The 21283-nt window shown below is 65.5% G+C and carries 21 protein-coding genes; 6 read left to right on the top strand and 15 right to left on the bottom strand.

Going from position 1 to position 21283, the window contains the following annotated elements:
• Positions 1-26: 26 nt before the first annotated feature.
• From flgI to flgB, 6 genes are read right to left on the bottom strand one after another with little or no spacing between them, the layout of a single operon-like run.
• Complete coding sequence (flgI, locus tag FR728_RS16220; RefSeq protein ID WP_149893785.1) at positions 27-1145, bottom strand: flagellar basal body P-ring protein FlgI; 1119 nt, start codon at positions 1143-1145, stop codon at positions 27-29.
• A gap of 4 nt (positions 1146-1149) precedes the next feature.
• Positions 1150-1623 carry a flagellar basal body P-ring formation chaperone FlgA gene (gene flgA, locus FR728_RS16215; protein ID WP_149893784.1) on the bottom strand — a complete coding sequence of 158 codons (474 nt, stop codon included), beginning with the start codon at positions 1621-1623 and terminating at the stop codon, positions 1150-1152.
• A 23-nt stretch (positions 1624-1646) separates the two neighbouring features.
• Positions 1647-2435 (bottom strand): flagellar basal-body rod protein FlgG, encoded by a 789-nt coding sequence (gene flgG / locus FR728_RS16210; RefSeq protein WP_149893783.1) that lies wholly within the window; start codon positions 2433-2435, stop codon positions 1647-1649.
• Positions 2436-2462: 27 nt separating this feature from the next.
• Positions 2463-2804 carry a flagellar hook-basal body complex protein FliE gene (gene fliE, locus FR728_RS16205; protein ID WP_149893782.1) on the bottom strand — a complete coding sequence of 114 codons (342 nt, stop codon included), beginning with the start codon at positions 2802-2804 and terminating at the stop codon, positions 2463-2465.
• Positions 2805-2807: 3 nt separating this feature from the next.
• Positions 2808-3224 carry a flagellar basal body rod protein FlgC gene (gene flgC, locus FR728_RS16200; protein WP_149893781.1) on the bottom strand — a complete coding sequence of 139 codons (417 nt, stop codon included), beginning with the start codon at positions 3222-3224 and terminating at the stop codon, positions 2808-2810.
• Between the two features lie 8 nt (positions 3225-3232).
• Positions 3233-3610: a flagellar basal body rod protein FlgB gene (gene flgB, locus FR728_RS16195; protein ID WP_149893780.1), complete on the bottom strand. Its 378-nt coding sequence runs from the start codon at positions 3608-3610 to the stop codon at positions 3233-3235.
• A 258-nt stretch (positions 3611-3868) separates the two neighbouring features.
• On the opposite strand from flgB, the gene FR728_RS16190 reads away from it, so the two are divergent.
• From FR728_RS16190 to fhuF, 6 genes are all read left to right on the top strand, one after another.
• Entirely contained in the window at positions 3869-4891 is a 1023-nt protein-coding gene (locus FR728_RS16190) for a BMP family protein (protein ID WP_149893779.1), read from the top strand.
• 243 nt (positions 4892-5134) lie between these two features.
• Entirely contained in the window at positions 5135-6697 is a 1563-nt protein-coding gene (locus tag FR728_RS16185; protein ID WP_149893778.1) for an ABC transporter ATP-binding protein, read from the top strand.
• On the top strand, positions 6694-7797 hold the full coding sequence (locus FR728_RS16180; protein ID WP_149893777.1) for an ABC transporter permease: 1104 nt from the start codon (positions 6694-6696) through the stop codon (positions 7795-7797). The genes FR728_RS16185 and FR728_RS16180 overlap by 4 nt, the downstream gene beginning before the upstream one ends.
• Positions 7797-8738: an ABC transporter permease gene (locus FR728_RS16175; protein WP_149893776.1), complete on the top strand. Its 942-nt coding sequence runs from the start codon at positions 7797-7799 to the stop codon at positions 8736-8738. Before FR728_RS16180 ends, FR728_RS16175 begins: the two co-directional genes overlap by 1 nt.
• 11 nt (positions 8739-8749) lie before the next feature.
• Positions 8750-10045 (top strand): amidohydrolase family protein, encoded by a 1296-nt coding sequence (locus FR728_RS16170; RefSeq protein WP_149893775.1) that lies wholly within the window; start codon positions 8750-8752, stop codon positions 10043-10045.
• A gap of 259 nt (positions 10046-10304) precedes the next feature.
• Positions 10305-11102: a siderophore-iron reductase FhuF gene (gene fhuF / locus FR728_RS16165; RefSeq protein ID WP_188318933.1), complete on the top strand. Its 798-nt coding sequence runs from the start codon at positions 10305-10307 to the stop codon at positions 11100-11102.
• Between the two features lie 18 nt (positions 11103-11120).
• On the opposite strand, the gene FR728_RS16160 is transcribed toward fhuF, so the two are convergent.
• The 9 genes from FR728_RS16160 to FR728_RS16120 form a co-directional block, all read right to left on the bottom strand.
• Positions 11121-11942, bottom strand: a complete 822-nt coding sequence (locus FR728_RS16160) for a carbohydrate ABC transporter permease (protein WP_149893773.1) — start codon at positions 11940-11942, stop codon at positions 11121-11123.
• Positions 11939-12826 (bottom strand): carbohydrate ABC transporter permease, encoded by an 888-nt coding sequence (locus FR728_RS16155; RefSeq protein ID WP_149893772.1) that lies wholly within the window; start codon positions 12824-12826, stop codon positions 11939-11941. Before FR728_RS16155 ends, FR728_RS16160 begins: the two co-directional genes overlap by 4 nt.
• Before the next feature lie 218 nt (positions 12827-13044).
• Positions 13045-14328: an ABC transporter substrate-binding protein gene (locus FR728_RS16150; protein WP_149893771.1), complete on the bottom strand. Its 1284-nt coding sequence runs from the start codon at positions 14326-14328 to the stop codon at positions 13045-13047.
• 77 nt (positions 14329-14405) lie between these two features.
• Positions 14406-15494 carry an ABC transporter ATP-binding protein gene (locus tag FR728_RS16145; protein ID WP_149893770.1) on the bottom strand — a complete coding sequence of 363 codons (1089 nt, stop codon included), beginning with the start codon at positions 15492-15494 and terminating at the stop codon, positions 14406-14408.
• A complete protein-coding gene (locus FR728_RS16140; protein WP_149893769.1) occupies positions 15491-16276 on the bottom strand; it encodes a DeoR/GlpR family DNA-binding transcription regulator in 786 nt (261 codons plus the stop codon). Before FR728_RS16140 ends, FR728_RS16145 begins: the two co-directional genes overlap by 4 nt.
• Before the next feature lie 212 nt (positions 16277-16488).
• Positions 16489-17580: an ABC transporter ATP-binding protein gene (locus FR728_RS16135; protein ID WP_149893768.1), complete on the bottom strand. Its 1092-nt coding sequence runs from the start codon at positions 17578-17580 to the stop codon at positions 16489-16491.
• Between the two features lie 45 nt (positions 17581-17625).
• On the bottom strand, positions 17626-18768 hold the full coding sequence (locus tag FR728_RS16130; RefSeq protein WP_149893767.1) for an ABC transporter permease subunit: 1143 nt from the start codon (positions 18766-18768) through the stop codon (positions 17626-17628).
• 8 nt (positions 18769-18776) lie between these two features.
• Positions 18777-19766, bottom strand: coding sequence for a carbohydrate ABC transporter permease (locus FR728_RS16125; protein ID WP_149893766.1), 990 nt, complete (start codon positions 19764-19766; stop codon positions 18777-18779).
• Positions 19767-19896: 130 nt separating this feature from the next.
• On the bottom strand, positions 19897-21243 hold the full coding sequence (locus FR728_RS16120; protein ID WP_149893765.1) for an ABC transporter substrate-binding protein: 1347 nt from the start codon (positions 21241-21243) through the stop codon (positions 19897-19899).
• Positions 21244-21283 lie beyond the last annotated feature (40 nt).

Below are 21283 nucleotides of genomic sequence, written 5' to 3'. Positions count from 1 at the left end.
GACGCAAGGCGGCGATGGAACGCGGGCTACTGAACCACCAGCTCCGCCTGGAGGGCTCCCGCCGACTTGATCGCCTGGAGAATGGCGATGATGCCGGTGGGCTTGAGGCCGATGCGGTTGAGACCGCGCACCAGGGTCGGCAGGTCGGTGCCGCCCACCAGCGCCAGTTGCCCGCCACTCTGGGCGGCCGTGATCGACGTATTGGGCACCGCCACGGTCTGTCCGTTGGAGAAGGGCAGCGGCTGGGAGACCTCCGGCGTCTCGGTAATCCGGACCGTCAGATTGCCATGGGTAATGGCGACCGTGGTGATCTGCACGTCGCGGCCGATGACCACCGTGCCGGTGCGCTCGTCCACCACCACCCGTGCCACCTGGTCCGGGCTCACCCGCAGACTTTCGATTTCCGCGATGAAGCGGGTCAGGCTGATCTTGCCCGGCGGGACGAGATCCACCGTGCGATAGTCACGCTCCTTGGCAACCGTCACCCCGTAGCGCTCGCGGGAATGCCGGTTGATCGTGTCGGTGATGCGCACGGCGGTGACGAAATCCGGGTTCTTGAGTTCCAGCACCAGATCCGGAATGCGGGCGAAGGTCGCCGGCAGGTCGCGCTCGATCAGCGCGCCATTGGGAACGCGCCCTCCGGTCGGAATGCCTTGGCTCAGGCTCTCCGCCTGGCCTTCCTCGGCAAAGCCGGAGACGGCGATTGCACCTTGCGCAACCGCATAGACACTGCCATCCGCCCCGAGCAGCGGCGTGGCGATCAGCGTGCCGCCGGCCAGCGACGTCGCATCCCCGAGCGAGGCGATGCTCACGTCGATCCGCGACCCCTTGCCGATGAAGGGCGGCATGTTGGCGGTCACCACCACGGCGGCCACGTTGCGGGTCCGCAGGCGGTTTTCCCGCACGTTGACGCCCAGGCTGTCGAGCATGGATTGCAGCGACTGTTCGGTGAAGGGCGCATTGCGCAGGCTGTCGCCCGACCCCTTCAGCCCGACCACGAGGCCGTAGCCGACAAGCTGGTTCTCGCGCACGCCCTGAAGCGAGGCGATGTCCTTGATGCGGACCATCGCCTGGGCGCGCACCGGACCCATGAGGCCGATGCACAGCGCGATGATCCCCGCCAGCAGAATGAGCAATGGGCGCATGAAATCAGTTCTCCACCTCGATGGCCCCGTCGCTGCGGACCTTCCCCGACACGACCACGCCGCTGTCCACGTTGCGCACCCGCACCATTTCGCCGATGCCGCCGCTTTCCAGCACTTCCACCTGCATCAGGATGAAGAGACCCTGTTCCCGGAAGACCAGCCGCCCCATCTCGCCCCGCCGCACGAGTTGCAGGGGCTCCACGGCGGACAGCGGGATCGGCTGACCGGGCAGAAGCGTGCGCCGCGCCACCATGCCGACCACCTGGGACCGGTGCGGCGCCACGGCGAACTGGCGGGCCGTGCGCAGCGAGAAGCTGCGCTCGATCAGATCCAGATCCGTCAGGGTCGACCCGGGCTGGATCACCGCCCGCGGTACGGGCAGCTTGACGCCCGCGTTCGATCCCGCGGCCTGCGCCAGCCCCGCTCCTGCAAGAACAAGTGCGGCGCCAAGGGCCAGTCGTCTGGTCAGACGGGTCATGATGCTGCTCCCCGGATCACGGCCTATCGAATGCCGTTGGTGACGGTTCCGGCCATGTCGTCGGCCGCCTTGATCACCTTGGAATTCATCTCGTAGCCCCGCTGGGCGGCGATCAGTTCGGTGATTTCCTTCACCGGATCCACGTTGGAGGCTTCCTTGTAGCCCTGGCGGATGATGCCAAAGCCCGGATCCCCCGCGACCCCGTCGACGGGGGCACCCGACGCCGGCGTCTCGCGGAACAGGTTGCCGCCGACCGGCTCCAGCCCCACGTCATTGGCGAAGTTGGCGAGCGACAGGCGGCCGAGCTGGCGCGGTTCCAGTTCGCCGTCGAGCTGGGCGAAGACCTCGCCGCTCTCGTTGATGACGATCTTGATGGTCTCCGGCGGGAACAGGATCGCTGGTTCCACCCCATAGCCATCGACGGTCACCAGACGGCCGTCCGCATTCTTGTTGAAGGTCCCGGCACGGGTGTAGAGCACCTCGTTGTCCGGCCCCGTCACCTGGAACCAGCCCCGGCCATCGAGTGCCACGTCGAGCTGGTTGCCAGTGTTGGTGAGCGAACCTTGGGCATGCAGCTTGCGGATGCCGGAGGTTTTCACCCCGAGCCCCAGCTGCGCCCCTTCCGGCACCGGATCCTCGCCGCCCCGGTTCGGCACGCCCTGGAGGCGCTCGGCTTGATACAGCAGGTCGGAAAACTCCGCCTGGGCGCGCTTGAAGGCGGTGGTGTTCATGTTGGCGATGTTGTTGGCGATCACTTCGACATTGAGCTGCTGGGCGCTCATGCCGGTCGCCGCAATGGCAAGGGCTTTCATGCGGATCTCCTGAAGGGTGCGGCGAGGTCAGATCGCCATGCGGCTGATTTCCTGGTAGGCCTGAACGACCTTGTCGCGGATGGCGATAGCGGTCTGCAGGCTCTGTTCGGCGGCCATGACCGCCTCGACGACCTGCTGCACGGAGGCCTGGCCATCGACCCCGGCGATCGAGGTGGCTTCGCCCTCCTTCAGCCGGTTGATCGCGTCCTGGGACACGCTCGCCATCATCTGGGAGAAACTGGCATCCCCTGCCGCCTCCGGTCCGAAGGCACTGTCGGCCGCTGCGGGAGAGGCGACGTAGCGGGTGGTCGAGACCTTGCCGGTAAGGTCGCCGGAGACCGAGCTGAGGCCGGAAATCTGGTCGATCATGACTTACTCCTTCAAGAGGCTGATCTGGCGCAGGACCATGTCGCGCGCCTGGGTCATCAGTTTCAGGTTGGCCTCGTAGGACCGGTTGGTCTCGCGCATGTCGGCGAGCTCCATCAGCACGTTGACGTTGGGCATCTTCACGTAGCCGTCCTCGTCCGCCGCCGGGTGGCCCGGGTCGTACTCGACGGTGAAGGGCGCCTTGTCGACGCCGATGTCCTTGACCTTCACCAGATCGGCGCCCAGAGCCCGGTTCATCTCGCTCTCGAAGGTGATGGTCTTGCGGGAATAGGGATCGTCGCCTGCGGTCTGACCGGTGGACCGGGCATTCGCCAGGTTCTCCGACACGACCCGAAGGCGCTCGGACTGCGCCTTGAGCCCGGAGGACGAGATCTGCATGGCTGCGGAAAGCGGATCGCTCATGGTCTCACCTATCTCACGCTCTTGAGGTACATGCGGTGGAAGGACTGGGCGATGGAGGTGTTGAGCGTGTGGGCGCGGGTGATCTCGCCCGCCTTCATCATCTCCTGCTCCAGGCTGACCGAATTGCCCGAATGGCTGACGGTCCAGCTTTCTGCCTTGCGCACCTTGGAGGCCTCGGGCATCCGCCCGCCGCCAGCCAGATGCGCCTCGTTGGTGGCGACCATTTCCAGCCGCGTCTTGTCCAGCACGGAAACGAAAGGCTCCACGTCCCGGGCCGAATATCCGGGCGTGTTCGCATTGGCGACATTCTGGGCCACCGCCGACTGGCGCACCGACAGCCAGCCATTGCTCTGGGAGAGCATCTTGCTCAGATAGACAGGTTCCATGGGGACCCTCCGACAATCTTCATGCCAGAAGATCTAGGCCTTGAGCCTTGCGTCAGGCTGGCGTCACGGCCCGGCCGGGCACGGCAACCCCAGCGCGCGCCACACACTCTCAGTACTTACCAAAGATTGAGCGCCATTTGGATGAGCAGGTAATTTGACCAATTGAACAAATTACGATCACCTTCCTGATCCGCCTGTATTGTGGGCAGGGATCGTTTGTGATCAAAATCCGGGGTTGAGTCTCTCCAGGGGGTTTCCATGAAGATTTCCGATTTCGCACGCGGCGCCCTGCGCCACTCGCGGCGTACGGTTCTGGCTGCTGGCCTCGGCCTTGTCGCCACCGCCGCTGTCGGCCTGCCGTCTGCCTTTGCCAAGGACAAGCCGCTGAAGGTCGCGGCCATCTACACCGTTCCGGTGGAACAGCAGTGGGTGAGCCGCATCCACAAGGCGCTGACCGCTGCCCAGGAACGGGGCGACGTGACCTATGTCTATTCCGAGAACACCGCCAACACCGACTATGAGCGCGTGATGCGCGAATATGCCGAGCAGGGCATGGATCTGGTCGTCGGCGAGGCCTTCGCCGTGGAACGCGCCGCCCGCAAGGTCGCCGCCGAATATCCGGACACCGCCTTCCTGATGGGCTCGTCCTTCGGCCCGTCCAAGCCGAACTTCTCGGTCTTCGACAACTTCATCCATGAACCGTCCTACCTGACGGGCATGATCGCCGGCGCCACCACCAAGTCGAATGTCATCGGCATGGTCGGCGGCTACGCCATTCCGGAAGTGAACCGCCTGATGAACGCCTTCATGGAAGGCGCCCTGTCGGTCAACCCGGACGTGAAGTTCCTCGTGACCTTCATCAACTCCTGGTACGACCCCCCGAAGGCCAAGGAATCCGCTTTTGCCATGATCGACAAGGGCGCGGACGTACTCTACGCCGAGCGTTTCGGCGTGTCTGACGCGGCCAAGGAAAAGGGCGTGCTGGCCATCGGCAACGTCATCGACACCTCCGCCGACTATCCGGGCACCATCCTGGCCTCGTCCCTGTGGCACATGGAGCCGACCATCGACAAGGCGATCGAAGCCGTTGCCGGCGACAGCTTCGAACCCGCCGACTACGGCTCCTATTCCTACATGACCTACGGTGGCGGCTCCTTCGTCGCGGACGAAAGCCTCGTCGCACCGGAAGCTCTCGCAGCTGCCAAGGCCAAGGAACAGGAAATCCTCGACGGTCTCTTCCGGGTCAACGTCAACGACGGCGAACCCAAGTCGACCATGTAATCGACAAGCTCCGGCACCGGGGAGGGTCGTCCTCCCCGGTGCCTCTTGCGTCTCGACCGGCCCACCGGTTTTCCGTCATGCCATGACAGACCATGGCAGCCATGTCTTTGCCGCCCCTCAGGAAAAGCCTGTGACTTGTCGCGGCATAACGGCATGGATTGCAGGTTTCGGCCCTGCAATGACGCCCCGGTCAGGGTAAGAGTGTCCGGACATGACACCCTCTTGATCCGGGAACCGCCGACCATGCCAAGCGCCCCCACGGTCCTTCAGCTCGATCAGATCACCAAGCGCTTCGGCAGCTTCACGGCCAATGACGCGGTGTCCCTTTCCCTGAAGAAGGGCGAGATCCTCGCGCTTCTCGGCGAGAACGGCGCGGGCAAGACCACCCTGATGAACATCCTCTTCGGCCATTATGTCGCCGACGAAGGCACGGTCAGCGTGGCGGACCGCAGCTCCGGGGCGCTCACCGAACTGCCCCCGGGCCAGCCCCACGCGGCGCTCGAAGCCGGCGTCGGCATGGTGCACCAGCACTTCACCCTGGCCGAAAACCTCTCCGCTCTCGACAACATCCTCCTCGGCACAGAGCCGCTGTTCTCCGCCCGCTCGGCCCGCGCCAAGGGGCGCGCCCGACTGGTGGATCTGATGCAGCGCTCCGGCCTGACGGTGGATCTGGATGCCCGCATCTCGACCCTGTCGGTCGGCGAGAAGCAGCGCGTGGAGATCCTCAAGGCCCTCTACCGGGACGCCCGTGTCCTCGTGCTCGACGAGCCGACCGCCGTGCTGACCCCGCAGGAAAGCGACACCCTTTTCGAGACCTTGAAGACCCTGGCAGCCGAAGGCCTCGCCATCATCTTCATCTCCCACAAGCTGGACGAGGTGATCGCCTCCTCCGACCGGATCGCCGTGCTGCGCCTCGGCAAGCTCGTCGCCGACCAGCCGACCGCAGGCAGCACCAAGCTGCAACTGGCCGAGCTGATGGTCGGTCAGACTGTGACGCTCAGCTCGCGCCCCGAACAGGCGGCTGGCCGCGTCCTGCTCACCCTGCAGGGTGCCAGCGCCGGAGACGGCCGCGCCGCCATCCACGACATCGACCTGGCGCTGAACTCGGGCGAGATCCTCGGCATCGCCGGGGTGTCCGGCAACGGACAGGCAACCCTGGCCCGCCTGCTGTCGGGGCTGGAGCCCCTGCGCAAGGGCAGCCTCACCCTGGAAGAGCGGGACCTGGGCCGGACCCTTCACGGCCAGTCCGCCCGCACCATGATCGAGGCAGGCTTTGCCCGCATCCCCGAGGACCGGCACAAGGACGGCATCGTCGGTGCCATGTCCATCGCCGAGAACCTTGCCATCGAGACCATCCGCGCACCGCAGAACCAGCGCTTCGGCTTCCTGAAGTTCGGCGCGATTGCCGAGCGGGCCCGCGCGGCCATCAAGGCCTATGACATCCGCTGTCAGGGCGAAAGGGCCGCCGCGCGCCTGCTGTCGGGGGGCAACATCCAGAAGATCGTCCTGGCCCGCACCCTGGAAGCCAACCCGAAGGTGGTGCTTGCGGCCCAGCCCTCCCGCGGCCTCGACGTGGGGGCGACGGCGGATGTCCACCGCCGCCTGCTCGATGCCCGCGCCCGCGGCGCCGGTGTCATCCTGATTTCCGAGGACCTGGACGAGCTGATGCGCCTGTCCGACCGGATCGCCGTCATCCATCGCGGCCGTCTCGGCCCGGCGGAGGCGACCGAAACCCTCGACCGTTCGACCCTCGGCCTGCGCATGGCCGGCCATGACCACGCCGCTGACGCGGGAGAAGCCGCATGATCCGTTTCGAACCCCGCGAACCGGCGAGCCTGCCGCGCCTCATCCTGATCCCGGTGGCCGCCGCCCTGATCGCCCTGCTGCTCGCGGCCCTTCCCATCTCCGCCGCCGGCGTCAATGTGCTGGAAGCCTACGGCCTCATGGGCAAGGGTGCCTTCGGCTCGCTCTTCTCCTTCACCGAGATGCTGACCCGCGCCACCCCGCTGATCCTGACCGGACTGGCCGCAGCCCTCGCCTTCCGCGCCAAGCTGTGGAACATCGGCGCCGAGGGCCAGCTTTATGCCGGCGCGCTGGCCGCCGTTGCGGTCGGCACCGGCTGGATCGACGCACCGGGCGTCATCCTGCTGCCGCTCGTGGTCTTCGCCGGCGCGCTCGCCGGCGGCGCGGTCATGCTGGGCCCCACCCTGCTCAAGACCCGTCTCGGCGTGGACGAGGTAGTCACCACCCTGCTCCTCAATTTCGTCATCCTGCTCTTCGTCCAGATGATGCTGGAAGGCCCGATGCAAGATCCGATGGGCATGGGCTGGCCCCAGTCCGAGCCGATCCTCGATCAGGCCATCTTGCCCAAGCTCATGGACCGCATGCGCATCCACGGCGGACTGATCATCGCGCTCGCCGCCGCCCTCGCCATCCACATCCTGCTCAAGCGCACGGTCTGGGGCTTCGAGATCCGCGCCGTTGGCGAGAACGCCAGCGCCGCCGCCCATGCGGGCCTGCCGGTGCGCGCCACCTTCATCCGCGTCGGCCTTCTGTCCGGCGCGCTGGCAGGCCTTGCCGGTGTCGGCGAGGTCGCGGGCCTGAAGGGCTATCTGACGGCGGATCTCTCCCCCGGCTTCGGCTATTCCGGCATCGTCGTTGCCATGCTGGCGGGCCTCAACCCGATCGGCGTGGTCGTCGCGGCCCTCTTCATCGCCAGCATCTTCGTCGGCGCCGACAGCATGTCCCGGGCCACGGGGGTCTCCAACTATCTGGCGGACCTGATCGTCGCCATGGCGCTGATCAGCGTCCTGGTCTCCGGCCTGTTCCTGCGCTTCCGCATCAAGTTCATCCGCCCGCACGCGGCCGCCGCCTCCACTCAGGCAGCCTCTCAGGAGACCAAGTGATGGATTTCCTCGACATCTTCCTAAACGCCAATTTCTGGGCGGCGTCCTTGCGCATCGCCACACCGCTGATCTTCGGCGTCATCGGCGCGCTGGTCTGCGAACGTGCGGGCGTGCTCAATCTGGGCATCGAGGGCATCTTCACGGCCGGCGCCATGGCCGGCTGGATGGCCGTCTGGCTCGGCGCGGGTCTCTGGGGCGGTGTGGCTGTCGCGGCCCTCGCGGGCGCCTTCTTCGGACTTATCCACGCGATCCTCACCGTGCCTCTCGGCCTGTCCCAGCATGTGTCGGGCATCGGGGTGACGCTCTTTGCCACATCCTTGAGCTATTTCGTCTACCGCACGGCCCTGCCCGATGTCTCGTCTCCGCCGCGCATCGAGCCCTTCAAGCCGCTGGACATTCCGGGTCTCTCCGACCTGCCCTTCATCGGGCCGGCCCTCTTCCAGCAGACGGCGCTGACCTTCCTCGCGCTCTTCGTGGTGGCGGCCACCGCCTTCGTGCTCTATCGCACGCCGCTGGGCCTCGCGATCCGCGCCGTCGGCGACAACCCGTCTGCCGTCGAAAGCCAGGGCCTGTCCGTCTATGGCATCCGCATCGGCGCGGTGGTCGCGGGCTCCGCGCTCATGGCCCTCGGCGGTGCCTTCCTCACCATGTCCGCCTTTGACGCCTTCTTCTTCGGCATGGTCAACGGCCGGGGCTGGATCTGCATCGCGCTGACGGTCTTCGCCTCCTGGCGGCCGGGCAAGGCACTCCTCGGCGCCCTGCTCTTCGGCGCCTTCGACGCCTTCCAGGTGCGCCTGCAGACGGATGTCGGCAGCTTCATTCCCGGCCAGGTCTTCCTGATGATGCCCTATATCCTGTCCATCGCGGCGCTCATCCTGGTCGCCCGCAAGGCCGACTACCCCCGCGCCCTGCTGGTTCCCTATTTCCGCGGCCAACGCTGAGAGATCCGTTCATGTCCCTCGACCTTCTCATCAAGAACGCCACCCTTCCCGACGGCCGCAAGGGCCAGGACATCGCCTGCGCGGGCGGCCGGATCACCGCCATCGAGCCCGGCATCACCGCTGAGGCCGAGCGCATCATCAACGCCGAGGGCAAGCTGGTTTCGCCGCCCTTTGTCGACAGCCATTTCCACATGGACGCGACCCTGTCCCTCGGCCTGCCGCGCATGAATGTCAGCGGCACCCTGCTGGAAGGCATCGCGCTCTGGGGCGAGCTGAAGCCGTTGCTGACCGTGGACGCCGTGGTCGAACGCGCGCTGAAATACTGCGATCTCGCCGTCTCCCAGGGGCTTCTCGCCATTCGCACCCATGTGGATGTCTGCGACGACAAGCTGACCGGCGTGGAAGCCCTGCTCGATGTGCGCGAGAAGGTGAAGGATTACATCGACCTGCAGCTTGTCGCCTTCCCCCAGGATGGCCTCTACCGCTCGGCCACGGCCGAGAAGAACCTGCTCAGGGCCCTCGACATGGGTGTTGATGTGGTCGGCGGCATTCCCCATTTCGAACGCACCATGGAAGACGGCGCCCGGTCCGTCCGGCGCCTGTGCGAGATTGCCGCCGAGCGCGGGCTGCGGCTCGATCTTCACTGCGACGAGAGCGACGATCCCCTGTCCCGCCACATCGAGACGCTGGCCTATGAGACCCAGCGCCTCGGGTTGCAGGGCCGCACGGCGGGCTCCCACCTCACCTCGATGCACTCCATGGACAATTACTATGTCTCCAAGCTGCTGCCGCTGATCGCCGAAGCCGGCGTTCACGCCATCGCCAACCCGCTGATCAACATCACTCTGCAGGGCCGTCACGACACCTATCCGAAGCGCCGGGGACAGACCCGGGTGCCGGAGATGAAGGCCTATGGCATCAACGTCTCCTTCGGCCATGACTGCGTGATGGACCCCTGGTACAGCCAGGGCTCGGGCGACATGCTGGAAGTCGCCAGCATGGGCTTCCATGTGGCCCAGATGACCAGCCGCGCCGACATCCGCTATGCCTTCGACTGCGTGACCAGCCATCCGGCCCGGGCGATGGGTCTGGAAGGCTATGGTCTGGAAAAGGGTTGCAAGGCCGACATGGTGCTGCTTCAGGCCGCCGATACCATCGAGGCCATCCGCCTGAAGGCGACCCGTCTCGCGGTGATCAAGGGGGGCCGCGTCATCAGCGAAACCGCGCCGCGCATTGCCCGCCTGTCCCTGCCCGGCCGCCCCGCCGAGGTCGATCCGGCAAGCTATGCTCCCGTCGAGGCGAACTGAGAAAAAGCCGGTTTACCCACCGCAGCGAAATTGAAATGGCGCCCCTTGGCGAAGGGCAGCAAGCCGTCTATGAATGCAGAGAATTTGGCTCATGTTTGTTTGCCCCTTCCGGCACGGCCTGAGCCGCCCTCTCCTGCCTTGTCCGGTCCGTGAGGTCCTCTCTCGCCCGGCCACGGCCCGCACCGCCATGCCCGACCGGCTCCTGTCCTGTTCACGGGAGGCGATCCGGCAGCAGCCAACCGAACGGACAAGAGCAGCCGTGCCCGGCAGCGACGACGCCATCGATTTCAGCGACTTCACGGACGGACTGTTTCACGGCGCTGCGTCTCATCTGGTCGACCGTTTCCTGCTGGCGCCCGGCGTCTCCGGCGGCCGGCTCTGCTCGGCGCTGCTCGATCCGGCCAGCATGACCGCGATCCTCGAGGATTATGCCGCTGCCCGCTTCCCCAACTCGGATCGCCGCTCCTCGGCCTCCATGTGGGCCCAGTGGTATTTCGGCTTCCTCATCCCGCCGCTGCTGCTGCTCGCCTCGGCCGCCGACAGTCTCGTGCCCCACGAGCCGGAGCATCTGCGCGTGCTTCTCGACGGCGAACATCAGCCGCTCAAGTTCCTCCTGACGGACCCGCACGGCCAGGCCGCCCCCCGCGAGGCGGATGCCTTCGCCCGCATGGAGCTTTTTGTCGAGCGCCACCTGTCGCCGCTGGTCTTCTCCCTGTCCGCCCGTTCCGGCGTATCGGCCAAGGTCTTCTGGATGAGCGCGGCCGTGGTGATCGACTACACCAGCGACGTCTTCCTCAAGCCCGGCCAGAGGAGCTTCAAGCCCCTGACCGAGGAGCGCCTTCTGCCCAACGGCAACCGCAACCCGCTCTTCGGGCCCTACCGGCCGTCCGGGTCCGAGGCGACCCGCACCCGGCGCGTCTGCTGCATGCGTTACAATCTGGAAGGCATCGAGCGCTGCCCGGACTGTCCGCTCATGCCGGGCACTGCCCGCGCCCGCACCGAACGCCCGGGCCTCATTTCCCAGACCGCCGGCGCCCTGCTCGACCCCAACGGCTGAGGCTTGAACCGTCCCGGGTCACTTGATGCCAGCGCGCATGAAGCTCTGGACGAACTGGCGCTGGAACAGCAGGAAGGCGATCAGCAGCGGCCCGGAGGTCATCAGCGTCGCCGCATTGATCACAGACCAGTCGATGCCGCTGTCGATGGCGGAAAACACGCTCAGACCCACGGTCACCGGCCGGGTTTCTTCCGAGTTGGTGACGATCAGCGGCCACAGGAAGTTGTTCCAGTGATGGCTCACCGACACCAGCCCGTAGGCAAGATAGGTGGGCTTGGCGAGCGGGATGTAGACCCGCCACAGGATGCCCAGCGCCGAGGAGCCCTCCACCCGCGCCGCCTCGTCCAGCTCGCGCGGAACGGTGAGGAAGGTCTGGCGCAGCAGGAAGATGCCGAAGCCCGAGGCCACATAGGGCAATGCGATGGCCGGGATCGTGTCCACCAGATCGAGCAGCCGCATGGTCTGGTAGTTCTCGACGATCAGGATGTCGGGCATCACCAGCAGCTGCAGCAGCACGAGCGTGAAGAGCAGGCCGCGGCCGGGAAACTCGAACCGGGCAAAGGCATAAGCCGCCAGCGTGCAGAGGAAGAACTGGCAGGCCAGGATCAGGCTCACCAGCAGGGTGGTGTTGAGGAAATAGCGCGCAAAGGGGGCTGCCGCCCAGGCCCGCTGGAAATTCTCGAAGGTCAGCGGCGCGGTCAGGACGAAGCGCGCCTCATAGGCTGCCGGATGGATCGCCGTCCACACCGCATAGGCCAGCGGCAGGATCCAGAGGATGGCCAGCGCCCAGGCGGCGAGGGTGTTCAGCACCCGGTCATAGGTGAGCGAGCCGCGCATCATTTGTAGTGCACCTTGCGGTCGAAGAGGAAGAACTGTCCGATGGCCAGCAGGCAGAGCAGGACCAGCAGCGCCACGGTCAGCGTGGCCGCATAGCCGGTTTCCCAGAACTTGAAGGCGATCTCGTAGATGTAGAAGAGCAGCACGGCGGACGCATTGTCCGGGCCGCCGTCGGTCAGGATGAAGATGTGGTCCACCAGGCGGAAGCTGTTGATCACCGCGTTGATAGAGACAAACAGCGTCGTCGGCATCAGGAGCGGGAAGGTGATGCGCCAGAAGATGGTCCAGCCATTGGCCCCTTCCACCCGCGCGGCTTCCACCAGCGAGACGGGCATGGCCTGAAGCGCAGCGAGATAGAAGATCATGAAGAAGCCGGCCTCCTTCCAGATCGTCACCACGATGACCGCATTCAGCGCCGTGTCCGGGCTGCCGAGCCAGTTGGTGGAGGACCAGCCGAACAGGCCGCCGAAGAGCTGGTCGAAGAGACCGAAGCCGGGCGTGTAGAAGAAGAGCCAGATGTTGGCGACCGCGATCAGCGGCAGCACAGTGGGCGTGAAGAAGGCCATGCGGGCAAAGCCGCGCCCGGGCAGGCGCCCGTTCACCCACAGCGCCATGACGAGCGCCAGGCCGACGGAGGCCGGAATGGTCCCCATCGCGAACCAGAGATTGTTGCCGAGCACCTTCCAGAACACAGGATCGCCGATCATGCGCTCGTAATTGTCGAGGCCGATGAACTTCGCCGCCCGCTTGCCGCGCGGCGTGGAGTAGAAGGAATTGATCAGGCTGTTGACCGCCGGAATGTGGGTAAAGGCAAAGAGAAACACCATCGCCGGCAGCAACAGCAGCCAGCCGGTCACCCAGTCCCGTTTCAGTTTCCACGCCCGCATGGCTTGTCCTGCTCTCTCTAACATTCGTCACCCCGGCCGCGAGCCGGAAGCGGTGAGCCACGACCCACCCTCATTTCCCGTCATCCCCGGCTTGACCGGGGATCCAATCCCCTTCTCCACCAGGAACCCGCAGCGAAACCCACCGCGAGTCGATCCCCGCGCGGAGGCAGGGAAGAAGCAGAAACCGGGCGGCACGGGCCGCCCGGTTTCCGGAGTGATTAGCGGTATTCGGCGAGGACAGCGTCAGCCTGGGTCTGAGCTTCCTTCAGCGCCTCTTCCGGGGTCTTCTGACCGGTGATGGCAGCGGCCAGGGCATCGTTGAAGAAGCCGGTCACGCGCTGGTTCTGGTAGGTGGACAGTTCGGCCTTGGCGAATTCGAGCTGGTCGCGGGCCACGAGAACCTGCGGGAACTCAGCCGCATAGGTCTTCATGGCTTCGGTTTCCCAGGTCTCGGCGCGCGGGGCGACATAGCCGGTGGCCATGGTCCACTTGGCAGACTGGGCCGGAGCGGTGATCCACTGGACGAAGTCCACGGCTGCATCCAGCTGTTCGTCGGAAGCGCCCTTGAACAGGTAGAAGTTGCCGCCGCCGGTCGGAGCGCCGCGCTGTTCCTTCTCCGGCAGCATCGCCACGCCGAAGTCGAACGGAGCGTTCGTCTTGATGTTGGTCAGGTTGCCGGTGGTGGTCAGGATGATGGCGCTTTCCCCTTCGAAGAACGCCTTCGGCGTTGCACCCCATTCGATGATGCCCGGAGCCATCACGCCGTGCTTGGCGGACAGGTCGACGAAATACTGCAGGGCCTCAACAACCTTCGGATCGTCGAAGCTGGTCTTGTTGCCTTCCGCATTGGCCAGCGTCACGCCGTTGGAGATGGCGAAGCCCTGGAACGTCCAGTAGGGGAAGCCGGAGGACGGAATGCGCACGCCCCACTGGGTGACGTTGCCGTTGGCATCCTTCTTGGTCAGCTTCTTTCCGAATTCGACCAGCTCGTCCCAGGAAGCCGGAGCGACTTCCGGATCGAGGCCGGCAGCCTTGAAGGCTTCCTTGTTCCAGTAGAGCACCGGGGTGGAGCGCTGGAACGGAATGCCGTAGGTCTTGCCGCCGGTCTGGCTGTTTTCCATGAAGGACGGATAGAAGCCGGCAAGCCAGGCCTTTTCCTCATCGGTGGTCAGATAGTCGTCGAAGGGGACGACCAGATCTTCGTCGATAAGGGTGTACATGTCGGCGGAGAGCACGACGGAGAGCTGCGGAGCATTGCCGCCGCGCGACGCGGTGATGACCTTGGCGACCGTGTCCTGATAGGAGCCGGAATAGACAGCGTCGATCTTCACGTCCGGATGGTTGGCCATGTACTCGTCGGTCATGCCCTGGATGACTTCGGCAGCACCACCGCCTACGGCGACGGGGAAGTAGAACTGCAGGTCGACGGCCTGAGCAGACGCCCAGGTCGAGAAGGTCAGAGCCGTCGTGGCAACGGCCTTCAGAAGAGTGGATTTCAGCATCACGAAACGTCCCTCGTTAAGGTCACCTGCGCGCATGGTTCGCCCCCGCCCGCAGCTTCTGCGCATGTCCGCACAGTTCAGTTGGATTGCCGCGGCAATCCGGTCTCGACGACCCCGCCCTCCCGGCGTCGGCCGGTCGCGGGATCGAAAACATGGAGGTCATCCGGCCCATGGCCGAAGGCGAGCAGGGTTCCCGGCGCGGGCATGTCCTGGCCCGGCAGGCGCGCCTGCACCAGGGCACCGTCCACATCCAGATCCACCAGCGTGTCGGAACCCAGATATTCCACCGAGCGCACGACACCGCGCACCGGGCCGCTCGCATCCAGGATCAGCGCCTCGGGCCGCACTCCGATCATGTCGTCGGACCGGGTGCCCCTTGGCAGGGCCTCCACCGGCAGGGCGGAGGCGGGAATGAGGTTCATGGGCGGCGTGCCGATGAAGCGGGCGGCAAACATCGTCGCCGGCCGGGCATAGAGCGTGCGCGGATCCGCCACCTGTTCGATGCGGCCACCGTTGAGCAGCACCACCTGGTCGGCCATGGTGATGGCCTCGACCTGATCGTGGGTTACATAGACCATGGTGAAGCCGAGCTGCTGCTGCAGGGCGCGGATCTCCACCCGCATCTCATGGCGCAGTTTCGCATCCAGGTTGGAGAGCGGCTCATCCATCAGGCAGACCGGCTTCTCGGCGATGATCGCCCGGCCCAGGGCCACCCGCTGCTGCTGGCCGCCGGAAAGCTGGCCCGGCTTGCGCTCCAGCAGGGCTTCCAGCCCCAGAACCGACGCGACGGTCTGCAGACGGCGCTGCCGCTCCGCGCGCGACACCTTGCGCACCTTCAGACCGAAGGTGATGTTCTCGGCCACGCTCAGATGCGGAAACAGCGCATAGGACTGGAACACCATGGAAAGATTGCGCTGCGCCACGCCGACGCGGGTCACGTCCCGGTCGCCGATGAGAATGCGGCCGTCGGTGGTCTCCTCCAGCCCGGCGATCATGCGCAGGGTGGTGGACTTGCCGCAGCCCGAAGGCCCGAGCAGCACCGTGAAGGAACCGGCCGGCACGATCAGGTTCACGTCATCGGCGGCCAGCCCCGTTCCGTAGGACTTGCTGACATGTTCGAGGCGGATTTCCTGCCCAGCCACCCGGACGTCTGCGATCCCGCTCATGCCGCGTCTCCCGTCCGCTCGACAAGCACCGTCTCGGTGCCCGAAGCCGCGAGCATCTGCGCCACCGCGTCCGGCAGCGGCCGGTCACTGATCACATGGGAGACGTCGCTGATGTGGCCGGCACGCACATAGGCGGGCCGTGTGAACTTGGTATGGTCCAGAACCAGGAAGGACTGGCGGCAATTGGCGAGGATCGACTGGCGGGCCGCCGCTTCTTCCTCGTGGAAGTCGAGCAGCGTGCCGTCCTCGTCCACCCCGGCCACCCCGAAGATGCCGATGTCGACCTTGTAGCGGGAGAAGAACTCCTCGGCCGCCGAGCCAAGCACGTCCCGGTCCCCGGCGCGCAGGCGTCCGCCGGCAATCGTCACCTGGAAGGAAGCGTGGTTCGAGGCGGAAAAGGCCACGTTGAGATTGTTGGTGAAGATGCGCAGGTCCCGGTGGGTGCCGAGCGCCTGCATGATGATCTCCGGCGTGGTGCCGATGGAGAACGCCAGAGACTGCCCGTTGCGGATCAGCCCGGCAGCAGTCGCCGCGATCTCGCGCTTGGCATCCAGGTTCAGGATCTTGCGGGTGTTGTAATGAATGTTGCCGGGCGGCACTTCCACCCCGCCATGGGTGCGCCGCAGGATGCCCAGCTCGCACAGGCCATTCACATCCCGGCGAATGGTCTGGGTCGTGACCTCGAACCGCTCCGCCAGATCCTCCACCGATGCGAAACCGGATTTCTGCACCAGATCCGCGATCTCGGCCTGTCGGCCGGAGATGTCCGTCTGTCTTGCCATGCCCGCGCCAACCCCTGCGACAACTCTCAAGAAGCTGTGCGCCGGGGCCGGGGTCGGACCCTCGTGTTCGTCCTCGGCTCCAGCGCACGAGAACGTCTATAGGGTTTTCATATGAACCTAATTCGTCGTTCATATGAACGTATCATGACAGCGCAACGCGCCTCCCATGCGCCCCTCCCCGCGCCACTTGCGCGAGAAGGAGAGCCTCTTGATCAGCGGTGACGGAAGGAGATGCCGGCCTCGTCGAAGAGATGCAGCTTGGCCGGATCAGCCTTCAGCCGCACCCTTGTGCCCTTCTTCACCGGATGAATGCCGGGCAGCTTGGCAATCGTCCCCGCGCCCCCATTGGCGCCCTTCAGATAGAGCACCGTGGTCTCGCCCAGCGCCTCGACCAGATCCACCTCGGCCTCGATCAGCGCATCCTCCGCCTCGGTCAGCACCAGATCCTCCGGCCGCACGCCCAGCCGCACCGGCCGTGCCTGATCGGACGCTTGCGACGCGATGGGCACCACCACCGCCGGACCGTCCGCGCGGCCGACCGTCGTCTGCGTTCCGGTCGCCGTCACGGTGGCGTCCAGCAGGTTCATGGCCGGAGAGCCGATGAACTGCGCAACGAAGACATTGCGCGGGTTCTCGTAAAGCTCCAGCGGCGCACCCACCTGCTCGATATTGCCCCCGTTCAGCACCACGATCCGGTCCGCCAGGGTCATGGCCTCCACCTGGTCGTGGGTCACGTAGATCATTGTGCTGTCGGGCATGCTCTCCTTCAGATGCGCGATCTCGATACGCGTCGCCACCCGCAGGGCCGCATCCAGATTGGACAGGGGCTCGTCGAAGAGGAACACCTTCGGATCGCGCACGATGGCCCGGCCGATGGCCACCCGCTGGCGCTGACCGCCGGAGAGCGCCTTGGGCAGCCGGTCAAGATAGGGCTCGAGCTGCAGGATCCGCGCCGCCTTGGACACCGCTGCCTCGATCTCCGCCTTGGGCTTCTTCGCGATCTTCATGCCGAAGGCCATGTTGTCGCGCACGCTCATGTGCGGATAGAGCGCATAGGTCTGGAACACCATGGCGATGCCCCGCTGGGCGGGCGGCACGTCGTTCATCCGCTCGTCATCGATGGAAAGATCCCCGGCGGTGATCGTCTCCAGCCCGGCGATCATGCGCAGCAGCGTGGATTTCCCGCAGCCCGAAGGCCCGACGAAGACGATCAGCTCGCCGGTCTCGATCTCCAGGTTGATGCCGCGCAACACCTCCACCCGGCCATAGGACTTGCCCACCTCTTTCAGGGAAACCGAGCTCATGCGTCTTGCTCCGAAATGCGTGTCTGGTTGGATTTGCGTCTCATGTCATTTCACCGATCCGGCCAGCAGCCCGCGCACCAGATAGCGCTGCAAGGCAAAGAACACGGCAAGCGGCACGGCGATCGAGACGAAGGCCGAGGCGGTGAGGATCTCCCAGTTGCCCCCGCGCGAGCCCAGCAGCTCGCGCAGGCGACCGGTCATCACCAGCTGCTCCTCGTTGTTGCCGAGGAACACGGTGGCGACCAGCAGGTCGTTCCACACCCACAGGAACTGGAAAATGGCGAAGGAGGCGAGGGCCGGGAAGGAAAGCGGCAGCACGATCTTGACGAAGATCTCGAAGTCGGAGGCCCCATCGACCCGCGCGCTCTCGATGATCTCCTTCGGCAGACCCTTGATGTAGTTGCGCAGCAGATAGATGGCGAGCGGCAGGCCGAAGCCCGTGTGGGCCAGCCAGATGCCGACATAGCTCTTGCCGATGCCGATGTCCGTATAGAGCCGCAGCAGCGGGATCAGCGACATTTGCAGCGGAACCACGATCAGCCCGACCACCATGGCCACCAGGAAGGTCCGTCCCGGAAAGCGCATCCAGGCCAGAGCATAGCCGGCAAAGGCAGCGATCAGGATCGGGATGATCGTGGCCGGAATGGTCACGGTCAGCGTGTTGATGAAGGACCGGCCGATGCCTTCCGAGAGCAGCACCGTGCGGTAGTTGTCGAGGGTGAAGAGCGGCGGCTCCAGCACGGTGACGAAGAGGCGCTGGCCACGCTTGCCGGTCATGGGCTGATCCGCCTCGATGCGGAAGTCGCCGGTCTCCGTCACGCTCACCCGCTCGCCGTCCTTCAGCACGGCGGTCTCGCCGACGGCAAAGGCGGAGGGATCCTGGCTCGACACCCCGAAGGCGCTGACCGCACCGGCCCCGCCGCCGTCGAAGACATTGCCGGTGATCACGTGAAAGGCGCCCTCCTGCCGCTGGGCGCCCTTGTCATCAGGCGCGGGCGCGCGCACCACCAGATTGCGCTCGGTCGAGGTCAGCGAGGTCCACCAGCCGGAGACCGACAGCTGGTCCTTGTCGCGGAACGAGGACACCAGCAGACCGAAGGTCGGCAGGGTCCACAGCACCACCAGCAGGACAACGGAGAGATGAACGGCCCAGATGAGGGCGGGCTTGCGGCCGGCGATACCTTCCATGGTCGTCCTCACGCGTCCTTCTGCGCTTCGCGAATGTTCCAGATCATGATCGGCACCACGAGGGCCATGATCACCAGGGCGATGGTCGCCGCCCGGCCGAAGTCGAGGCCGCGGAACATCCAGTCGAACATGAAGTTGGCCAGAACCTGCGTCCCCCACTGGCCATTGGTCATGGCCAGCACGATGTCGAAGACCTTGAGCACCAGGATGGTGATCGTGGTCCAGACCACGGCGATGGTGCCCCAGATCTGCGGCACCTTGATCTTCAGGAAGATCTGCAGCGGATTGGCCCCGTCAAGCACCGCCGCCTCCACGGTTTCTTCCGGGATGCCGCGCAGCGCCGCCGAGAGGATGACCATGGCAAAGCCCGTCTGGATCCAGATCAGGATGACCATCAGGAAGAAGTTGTTCCAGAACGGCAGGGCGATCCAGGCCTGCGGCGCACCGCCCAGCGCCACGACAATGGCGTTCAGCAGGCCGATCTGCTCCACGTCCGCCGCCCGCACGTCATAGATGAACTTCCAGATGACCGAGGCGCCGATGAAGGAGATCGCCATGGGCATGAAGATCAGCGACTTGGCGATGTTGCCCCAGGCGATCCGGTCTGTCAGGGCGGCAGCGATCAGACCAAAGAAGGTGGAGGCGGCAGGCACCACCACCAGCCACAGCAGGTTGTTGCGGATGCTCTCGCGGAAGCCGTCATCGCCGAAGAGCCAGACATAATTGTCGAGCCCGACAAACTCCTCGCCGGTCCGCCCGTGCAGGGAGAGCCAGATGGAATTGAGCACCGGATAGACCAGATAGACGGTGAGGATGATCACCGCCGGCCCGAGAAAGAGCCAGGGGCGGATGAGGTTGGCGCGGCGGATATTGGCCGCCGCATGGGCGGACCGGGCCGGAAACACCAGATCCAGCAGCCGGTTGCTGCCCCAGAAATAAAGGGCACAGGCCCCCACCCCCAGCGCCATCGAGCCGAGGGCGACAAGCAGCTGTTCCATCCGGACCTCCCCGAACCGGGCGATCCCCCTCGCCCGTGTGGTTGTTGTCTCAAGAGTGTGCCATTTGCACGGGCCTGTCAAAAACGCGCCGAAGTGGCTCCGGCGCGTTCTCGTGTCGTCGGATGGCGATTTACTTGATCGCGTCCCAGGCCTTCTGGATGTCGGCACCGACTTCCGCCGCCGGCTTGCCGCCCACATAGTCGACCATGCCGGTCCAGAACGCACCGGCACCGATGGCACCCGGCATCAGGTCGGACCCGTCGAAGCGGAAGGTCGTGGCCGAGAGCAGGATCTCGCCGAGACCCTTCAGCGTGTCATCCGCATAGGCGTCCGGGTTCACACCCTTGTGCGGGGTCAGGAAGCCGGACTGGGCCATCCACACTTCGTGGGCGATCGGGCTCTTGAGGAACTCGATCAGGGCACGGGCTTCCGGGCTGTCCTTGGTGATGGAGAACACGGTGCCGGCCCCCAGAACGGGCTGGCCGAGATCCTTGCCCGCATAGGCCGGGAAGTAGAAGAAGTCCGCATCCACGCCCATTTCCGTGCCTTCCGGGAAGAAGGACGGGATGAACGAGGCCTGACGGTGCATGTAGCAGGCCGGCGGCGAGGCGAAGAGCCCCTTCGGGCTGTCGCGGAAGTCGGTCGCGGCCACGGCGCTCGGCGTGTCGACGAATTTCGGATTGTTGGCGAACCAGCCGAATTCCTCGATGGCAGCCACCACCTTCGGATCGTCGAACTTCAGCTCATTGGCGACCCAGGCATCGTAATCCGCCGGGGACTGGGTCCGCAGCATCATGTCTTCCACCCAGTCGGTCCCGGGCCAGCCGGTGGCCCCGCCGGACCCCAGACCGATGCACCAGGGCGTGCCGCCGTCGGCGACGATCTTTTCCGTCAGCGCCTTCAGCTCTTCCATCGTGGTCGGGACTTCATAGCCCGCGTCCTCGAAATTGTCCGGCACATACCAGACCAGCGACTTCACGTCGGCCTTGTAGAAGAAGCCGTAGAGATCTTCCTTGCCGTCCTTGCCGGCGAAGGTGCCCAGATCCACCCAGGACTGACCGGCCGCGTAGTTTTCCTTCACCCAGCCGGCGGTCTCCTCGCCCAGCGGCGTCAGGAAGCCCTTGGCGGCCAGATCCCGCGCCAGACCGGGCTGCGGGAAGATGGCAATGTTGGGGGCCGAACCGGCCTGGGTGTCGATGACGATCTGCTGTTCGAAACTGTCTGAGCCCGAGTACTGGACGTCGATCCCCGTCGCTTCCTCGAAATAGGCCATGGTGCGTTCCACCAGATCCTTGTCCGGGCCAAGCCACGGGCCGAACAGGGTGACGGTCTTGCCCGAGAAATCCTGCTTCTTCAGCTCTTCATAGCTTGCCCAGTTGAAGCGGGGATCCTCACCCGGCTTGAACAGGAGTTCTGCCTGCGCAGCGCCGGCGGTCAGGGCCAGCAGAGCGGCGCCGCTCAGCAATTGCTTGATCATCTGTCGTCCTCCCACGAACGGTTTTCAAACGTCTCGGCCG

Source organism: Roseibium aestuarii (genome assembly GCF_008477545.1).
Taxonomy (GTDB): domain Bacteria; phylum Pseudomonadota; class Alphaproteobacteria; order Rhizobiales; family Stappiaceae; genus Roseibium; species Roseibium aestuarii.
This window is presented reverse-complemented; position numbering and strand designations above follow the sequence as displayed.